The organism is Actinomadura sp. GTD37, from assembly GCF_041951365.1.
Taxonomy (GTDB): domain Bacteria; phylum Actinomycetota; class Actinomycetes; order Streptosporangiales; family Streptosporangiaceae; genus Spirillospora.
Genome location: NZ_JBGNUS010000011.1, coordinates 222,753 through 230,336, shown reverse-complemented (window position 1 = coordinate 230,336; position 7,584 = coordinate 222,753). Strand labels below are relative to the sequence as shown.

Genomic DNA, 7,584 nt, shown 5'->3' with positions numbered 1-7,584 from the left:
GGATCACTCCTGCACTGGACCCGCAAAATGATCGAGATCCGGCAACGCCACCCCGTCTTCGGCGTCGGCTCCTACGTCGAACTCTCCGCCTCCAACCCCTCCGTCCTCGCCTTCACCCGCGAGATCAACGGCGGGGACGCCAACCAGTGGGGCGGAATGGACACCGTCCTCTGCGTGAACAACCTGTCGCGCTTCCCGCAGCCGGTCGAACTGGATCTGCGGCGCTTCCGGGGCTCCGCGCCGATCGAATGCATGGGCGGCGTCCAGTTCCCGCCCATCGGCGAACTCCCCTACCTGCTGACGCTCCCGGGACACGGCTTCTACTGGTTCCTGCTCCCGCCTGAGCCCGAGGAGAACGAGCCCGGCGAAGGAGCGCGGTAGCCGTGCCCCCGCCGCCCGGCCGCTCCCTCGTTCGGCTCCTGTCCGACTGGCTGCCCCGGCAGCGGTGGTTCGGCGGCAAGGACGTCCCCGTCGACGAGATCTCCATCGGCACCGCCACCGAGCTCCGCGGCGGCGACCCCGCCCTCCACCACCTCGTCCTCGACGTCCGGCAGAACGGCGCCACCGACCAGTACCAACTGCTCCTCGGCGTCCGCCGCCACCTGCCCGACCGGCTCCGGCACGTCGAGATCGGCCGGACGGCGGGCGAACCGGCGATCACCGGGCACGTCTACGACGCCGCCCACGACCCCGACCTGACCGGGATGCTGCTCGGCCTCATGGCGGACGAGACGGCCGTCGGGCCGCTGCGCTTCCGCCGCGCCCCCGGGACCGGCATCCGCACCGGCCTGGACGGCCTGCCGACCTCGGCCGAGCAGAGCAACACCTCACTGGTCTTCGACGACGCCTACATCCTCAAGCTGTTCCGGCGCCTGTCCCCCGGCGTGAACCCCGACCTGGAGGTCAACCTCGCGCTGTCCCGCGAGGGCTGCGAGCACGTCCCCGCCGTGCACGGCTGGATCGAGCTCGAACCCGGCGCGGACGGCCGCGGCCCGCCCGGCGCGGACGGCGGCGAGCCCGTCACGCTGGCGCTGCTGTCGCAGTTCCTGCGCACCGGGACGGACGGCTGGCAGCTCGCCCTCACCAGCGTCCGCGACTGGTTCGCGCAGCCCGTCCCGCCGGGACCGCCCGGCGCCGTCACGACGAGCGACGCGGGGGACGCCGGCGGCGACTTCGCGGCCGAGGCCGAACGGCTCGGCGCCGCCACCGCGCAGGTGCACCGCGACCTCGCCCGCGCGTTCGGCGTGACGCGGACGCCGCCCGAGGTGCTGCGCGACATCGTCTACGGCATGAACGTGCAGCTCGACCAGGTCACCGCCGCCGTGCCCGAGCTGCGCCCGCACGCGCACGCGATCCGCGCGGCGTTCGACCGGGTCGCGGCCGAGGCGGCGGCGCTGCCGTTCCAGCGGATCCACGGCGACTACCACCTCGGCCAGGTCATGCGCACCGACGCGGGCTGGTACCTGCTGGACTTCGAGGGCGAGCCCGCCCGCGTCCCCGCCGAGCGCCGCGCCCTCGCGCACCCGCTGCGGGACGTCGCCGGGATGCTGCGCTCCTTCGAGTACGCGGCGCGGTTCCTGTTCGTGCGCGACGGCGGGCTGCCGGCCGACTCCGCGGACGCGCTGGAGCTGCGCGCCGCCGCGTGGGCGGAGCGGAACAGGGCGGCGTTCTGCGCCGGCTACGCGGCGGCCGGCGGCGCCGACCCGGCCGCGCACGCCGCGCTGGTGCGGGCGTTCGAGCTCGACAAGGCGGTCTACGAGGTCCGCTACGAGGCGGCCAACCGGCCGTCGTGGCTGCCCGTCCCGCTGCGGTCCCTGGCCCGCCTCGCGGGCTGACCCGCGCCCCGCCTCGCGGGCCCGACCCGCACGCCGCCCGCTCAGAGGTCGATCGAGTAGTCGAGGACGACGCGGTCGGCGGGCAGCACGATCTCGCGGCACACCTCCATCACGCCGTCGTTCGCCAGCATCCGGCGGGTGATGCCGAGCACCGGCACGCCGCCGCTCATCCGGAGCGTCTCCGCCTCCTCGGGGGTCGGCATGCGGGACCGGACGGCCTCCTCCACCCGGATCGGCGGATGGCCGAGATAGGCCAGCTGCGCGAGCGTCCCGCCGGGCCACGGCTCGCGCGCGGGGTCGGAGACGGGCGTGTCGCCGACGAGGTCCCACGGCAGGTAGTTGACGGAGATCTGCTGCGGTTCGCCGCGCGCGTAGAAGACGAACCGGCGGCGCAGCAGGTCGGCGCCGGCCGGCAGCTCGAACAGCGCGCCCAGCTCGTCGTCGGCCCGCACCCGGGTGAACTCCTTGTCGAGCCGGTACTCCTCCCAGGTGATCCGCTGGTCGCGGGTGAAGGTCGTCTCGGGGACGGCGAGCGGCCGGCTCACCGCGCGGTACCGGTCCATCGCGACGCGGCGCGCAGGGGGGACGACCTTGACGAGCGTGCCGCCGCCGCGGCGGGTCTCGACGAGCCCCTCCCCGCGCAGCAGCGCGACGGCCTGCCGGACGACGATCTCCGAGACGCCGTGGGTCTCGCACATTTCCGCGATGGTCGGCAGCCGCGTCCCCGGCGGCAGGCTGCCGTCCCGGATCCCCTCCCGCAGCGTGTCGGCGATGCGCAGGTAGGCGGGACGGTCCGGCACCGGCGTCACCTCCCAACTCTGGTATCCGCGTTCGAACGATGTTCGACCCGGCGTTCGATCCTGGCTCGTCCCTTCCTGCCATCCATACCTTCCACGCGCTATCCGCGAGGGCACGGTCCGCTTACGGACAGCTTGACACCTCTTGGACCGAGTAAGACTTTTGTATACAGAAGAACGGCCTCGGGGAAGGGACGACCTTGATGGGCGACTTCGACGCCTTGAAGGCGGCCATCGAGGGAGACTTCCCGGGCTGGCAGGTGTGGCGCAGCGACGCGGGACGCTGGTACGCGACCCGCAGCGGCGACCTCACCGACGCCCAACTCCAGGCGGGATGTGCGATGACGGTGGCGGCGGACGACTCCGCGGGGCTCCGCCTACTGCTCGCCGAGCAGGCGCGGGGAGGGCACGGGGATGGATGAAGGGACGCCGCGGGGAACGGCGCGGCCCGGTCCGCGAGCGGGGGCGGACCGGGCCGGGGCGCTCCGGTACGGCAGGTACCTGTGTCGCTCAGGTGACACAGGAGTGGAGCCCTGGGCGGCGGGGTCGGTGTCACCCCTGGGGCGAGGTAGACGTGGCCGCACGGGCGGCGTCATTCGGCGCGACCCCACGACGCAGAGTCGAGCCGCCCGTGCGTCCGCAAACGGCGGGCCCCCGCCCGCCGTTCCCGATCCGGCGGAAACAGGTCCGCCCGTCATGTGAGACCGCCGCTTCTCGGGGCACCCCTACTGAGGTGAAAGCTCAGTGACGGGAGGCCATGAGGACATGGCACGGGTGACGCGCGCGGAGATCGACCGGCTCGTCGGCGGCGACCATCACGATCCGCACGGCGTCCTCGGGGCGCATCCGGGCCGGGACGGGGTGACGGTGCGGGCGCTGCGGCCGCTCGCCGAGAAGGTCGAGGTCGTCCTGCCGAACGGGGACCGGCACGCACTCCGCCACTTCCACCAGGGCCTGTTCAGCGGCACGCTCCCGGCGGGGGCGTCCCTCTCCGGCGCCGACGAGGCGAAGGCGCCGCTGGCCGTCCCCGACTACCGGCTCGCCGTCGCCTACGGGGACGGCGCCGAGTCGGTCCAGGACGACCCCTACCGGCACCTGCCGACGCTCGGCGAACTCGACCTGCACCTGATCGGCGAGGGCCGGCACGAGGAGCTGTGGCGGGCGCTCGGCGCGCGGGTCCGCTCCTACGCGTCCGCGTTCGGCACCGTCCACGGGACGGCCTTCGCGGTGTGGGCGCCGACGGCGCGCGGCGTGCGGGTGGTCGGCGACTTCAACCACTGGGACGGCCGCGCCCACCCGATGCGGTCGCTCGGCTCCTCCGGCGTCTGGGAGCTGTTCGTCCCCGGCGTCGGCGACGGCACGTGCTACAAGTACGAGATCCTCGGCGCGGACGGTGTGCTGCGCAGCAAGGCCGACCCCATGGCGCAGTTCACCGAGCGTCCCCCGGCGACGGCGTCGCGCGTGTTCACCTCGTCCTACGAGTGGGACGACGGCGACTGGATGGACGGCCGCAAGGAGCACGACTGGCTGCACGAGCCCATGAGCATGTACGAAGTGCATCTCGGGTCGTGGCGCCCTGGGCTCAGCTACAAGGAACTGGCCGTGGAGCTCACCGACTACGTGCGCGAGATGGGGTTCACGCACGTCGAACTGCTGCCGGTCGCAGAGCACCCTTATGGCCCGTCCTGGGGCTACCAGGTGACGTCCTACTACGCGCCGACCTCGCGGTTCGGCGACCCGGACGACTTCCGCCACCTCATCGACCGCCTCCACCAGGCGGGCATCGGCGTCATCATCGACTGGGTGCCGGCCCACTTCCCCAAGGACGAGTGGGCGCTGGCCCGGTTCGACGGCACCGCCCTGTACGAGCACGACGATCCGACGCGCGGCGAACACCCCGACTGGGGGACGCTCGTGTTCAACTACGGGCGCGCCGAAGTCCGCAACTTCCTGGTGGCGAACGCGTCGTTCTGGCTGGAGGAGTTCCACATCGACGGCCTGCGCGTGGACGCCGTGGCCTCGATGCTGTACCTCGACTACTCGCGCAACGAGGGCGAGTGGTCGCCCAACATCTACGGCGGGCGCGAGAACCTGGAGGCCATCTCCTTCCTCCAGGAGATGAACGCGACGGTCTACAAGCGCAACCCGGGCGTCGTGACGATCGCGGAGGAGTCGACGGCGTGGCCGGGCGTGTCCCGTCCGACCCATCTCGGCGGGCTCGGGTTCGGGTTCAAGTGGAACATGGGCTGGATGCACGACACGCTCGAATACCTGCGCCACGAGCCCGTGTTCCGGCACTACCACCACAACGAGATCACGTTCTCGCTGGTGTACGCGTTCTCGGAGAACTACGTCCTGCCGCTGTCGCACGACGAGGTCGTCCACGGCAAGGGGTCGCTGCTGAGCAAGATGCCGGGCGACGCCTGGCAGCAGTTCGCCGGGCTGCGCGCCCTGCTCGCCTACATGTGGTCGCACCCCGGCAAGCACCTGCTGTTCATGGGGCAGGAGTTCGGGCAGGGCGCCGAATGGGCGGAGGAGCGCCCGCTCGACTGGTGGCTGCTCGACAACGCGGCCGAGGGCGCCAACCACCTCGGGCTCCAGCGGCTCGTCCGCGACCTGAACCTCGCCTACCGGGCCGAGCCCGCGCTGTGGACGCGCGACAGCGACCACGAGGGCTTCCGCTGGATCGACGGCAACGACGCGGGCGGCAACACCCTGTCCTACCTGCGCTACGGGACGTCCCCGGACGGCGGCGAGCCGCCGGTCGCCGCGTGCGTCGTCAACTTCGCCGGGAACCCGCACGAGGACTACCGGCTCGGCCTGCCCCGCGCGGGCGGCTGGCGCGAGGTCGTCAACACCGACTCCTACGACTACGGCGGCAGCGGCGTCGGCAACATGGGGCGCGTCGAGGCGTCCGGCGGGCCGTGCCACGGCCTGCCCGCGTCCGCGGTGCTGCGCGTCCCGCCGCTGGGCGCGGTCTGGCTCGTACCCGAATAGGGCTCGTACACGAATAGGACTGGTACCTGAATGGGGCCGGTACCTGAATAGGGTGGGCGCATGCAGCGCCTGCACATCGTTCCCGGGTCGTTCACGGTCGAGCACCTCCCGCACGCGACGTTCCCCGAGACCGACGAGTGGATCGCGCTGGTGCGGGCCCCCGAGGGCCTCACCGTCGTGCGGGACGCGTCGCCGTTCACCGAGGCCGACCGCTGGGTCGGCTTCTACAGCGAGGCGGGCCACGGCCTCGACGTGCCCGGCATGCTCGCCGCGCTCGTGGGGCCGCTCGCGGAGGCCGGGGTGTCGGTCTTCGTCGCGTCCACGTACCACGCCGACCTCGTCCTCGTCCCCGAGCACCGGCTGGAGGACGCGACGGCCGCACTGCGCGACGCGGGCCACCGCGTCGAGGTGTAGGTAGGCGTCCGCCCGCGGGCGGGGTCTAGAGGCGTTCGAGGAGCCAGCGCGGGCCGGTGACGGCGGCGCCGGCGGCCTCGCAGCGGGCGCGCAGCTCGCGGTCGGCGGTGACCACCAGGTGCTCGGTGTCGGGCCCGGCCCGCTCGACGAGGTCGACGATCCGGTCGTCGCCGCTGCCGGGCGCCGCCACGACCTTCACCCCGTCGGACGGCTCGTCGGCGACCGGCCGCGCCGCGCCCTCCACGACCATGACGACCTCGGGGAAGCAGCGGTCGAACGGGACGACGCCGCCGGGCAGGCCCCGCACGCCGCCGCCCAGGGCCTTCAGGTCGTCGCGGAGCCGCGCGTTCGCCCCGGCGCGGTCCTTCCACCAGCCGTCGGCTCGGGCGCCCACGACGTTCGCCGCGTCCACGACGAGGACGAGCCCCTTCATCGCGTCCCGCAGGCGGGGCCACGACCGGGCGAACGGCTCGAACAGCTTGCGGCCGGTGACCTCCTCCAGCCGCACCCATTCGGCCCTGCGCGTCTCCCTGGACGCGGGGTCGACGGGGACGAGTTCGGACAGCGACCCCATCACCGACGTGAACGACCAGCCGCCGTGGTCCTCGACGCTGGTGCCGTGCACGGTGACCACTCCGGTGTCGAGCGTGCACTCCTCGGAGGTCTCGCGGAGCGCGCCCGTGACGGCGTCCTCGTGGCTGTGCAGCGCGCCGCCGAACATGCCCCACGTCCCGCCGCCGATCCCCCACCAGGCGCGCTGCTGGAGCAGGATCCACGCCTGGCCGGCGGGGTCGCGGTGGTAGGCCAGCAGGCCCGCGGCGCCGAACCGCCCCCAGTGCGTGTGGCCCTGCCCGCAGCCGGCCCAGCCGTCGCCATCTCCCATGCGTCCGACGATAGCGCCGAACGCCCGTGATGAACGGCACAGTGCCGTCACCCCGATCTCCGAATAGCATTCGGAGATCACCATGACCAGGGAGTGCGAGTTGAGCGTCGACGCGAGCGCGGACGCCGTGCGGGAGGCCGTCGACCTGCTGGGCGTCGACGCGGGCACGGACGCCGTACGGGAGGCCGCCGACCTGTGGAACACGCTGTCCGGCGCGGCGTTCATCCAGGCGATGGTCGACAAGCGGATCCCGGAGTTCTCCGACATCAGCGACTACATCGGACAGGCCGTCACGGCCGCCGAGCCCGGCCGGGTGGACATCGCCTGGACGCCCGGGGACAAGCTCTGCAACCCCGGCGGCACCGTCCACGGCGGCTACATCGCGATGATCCTCGACAACGCCGTCTGCATGGCGGCGAGCAGCACGTGCGAGCACTTCATGCCGATGCTCACGCTGAACCTGAACGTCGACTACCTGCGCGGCGTCCGGTCCGGGCACACCTACACGGTGACCGGGACGTGCCTGCACCCCGGCGGCACCCGCATGGTCTCCAACGCGCTGATCACCGACGCGCGCGGCCGCCCGGTGGCCCAGGCGTCCGCGAGCGTCATCCCGAACAAGGCGTTCGCGCGCTGACCGCCGCCCCGCCGCCCGGGT

The 7,584-nt window shown here is 72.9% G+C and carries 8 protein-coding genes; 6 read left to right on the top strand and 2 right to left on the bottom strand.

Annotated features, from left to right (window positions below; translation table 11 throughout):
- Together ACA511_RS37035 and ACA511_RS37030 are read left to right on the top strand one after the other, a co-directional pair.
- A partial coding sequence (locus ACA511_RS37035; RefSeq protein WP_375029387.1) for an alpha-glucosidase C-terminal domain-containing protein occupies positions 1 to 381 on the top strand: 381 nt, incomplete at its 5' end.
- A gap of 2 nt (positions 382 to 383) precedes the next feature.
- Complete coding sequence (locus ACA511_RS37030) at positions 384 to 1,835, top strand: aminoglycoside phosphotransferase (RefSeq protein WP_375029386.1); 1,452 nt, start codon at positions 384 to 386, stop codon at positions 1,833 to 1,835.
- 41 nt (positions 1,836 to 1,876) lie between these two features.
- Here the strand turns inward: ACA511_RS37030 and ACA511_RS37025 are convergent, their stop codons facing one another.
- Entirely contained in the window at positions 1,877 to 2,644 is a 768-nt protein-coding gene (locus tag ACA511_RS37025) for a GntR family transcriptional regulator (RefSeq protein WP_375029385.1), read from the bottom strand.
- Positions 2,645 to 2,835: 191 nt separating this feature from the next.
- Between ACA511_RS37025 and ACA511_RS37020 the strand changes: the two genes are divergently transcribed.
- The 3 genes from ACA511_RS37020 to ACA511_RS37010 all read left to right on the top strand — a co-directional run bounded on the left by ACA511_RS37020 (position 2,836) and on the right by ACA511_RS37010 (position 6,043).
- Positions 2,836 to 3,054, top strand: coding sequence for a hypothetical protein (locus ACA511_RS37020; protein ID WP_375029384.1), 219 nt, complete (start codon positions 2,836 to 2,838; stop codon positions 3,052 to 3,054).
- A gap of 343 nt (positions 3,055 to 3,397) precedes the next feature.
- Positions 3,398 to 5,629, top strand: a complete 2,232-nt coding sequence (gene glgB / locus ACA511_RS37015) for a 1,4-alpha-glucan branching protein GlgB (protein ID WP_375029383.1) — start codon at positions 3,398 to 3,400, stop codon at positions 5,627 to 5,629.
- Positions 5,630 to 5,689: 60 nt separating this feature from the next.
- Complete coding sequence (locus tag ACA511_RS37010) at positions 5,690 to 6,043, top strand: ACT domain-containing protein (protein ID WP_375029382.1); 354 nt, start codon at positions 5,690 to 5,692, stop codon at positions 6,041 to 6,043.
- Between the two features lie 25 nt (positions 6,044 to 6,068).
- On the opposite strand, the gene ACA511_RS37005 is transcribed toward ACA511_RS37010, so the two are convergent.
- Entirely contained in the window at positions 6,069 to 6,926 is an 858-nt protein-coding gene (locus ACA511_RS37005) for an NUDIX domain-containing protein (RefSeq protein WP_375029381.1), read from the bottom strand.
- A gap of 82 nt (positions 6,927 to 7,008) precedes the next feature.
- Between ACA511_RS37005 and ACA511_RS37000 the strand changes: the two genes are divergently transcribed.
- Entirely contained in the window at positions 7,009 to 7,563 is a 555-nt protein-coding gene (locus ACA511_RS37000; RefSeq protein WP_375029380.1) for a PaaI family thioesterase, read from the top strand.
- Positions 7,564 to 7,584 lie beyond the last annotated feature (21 nt).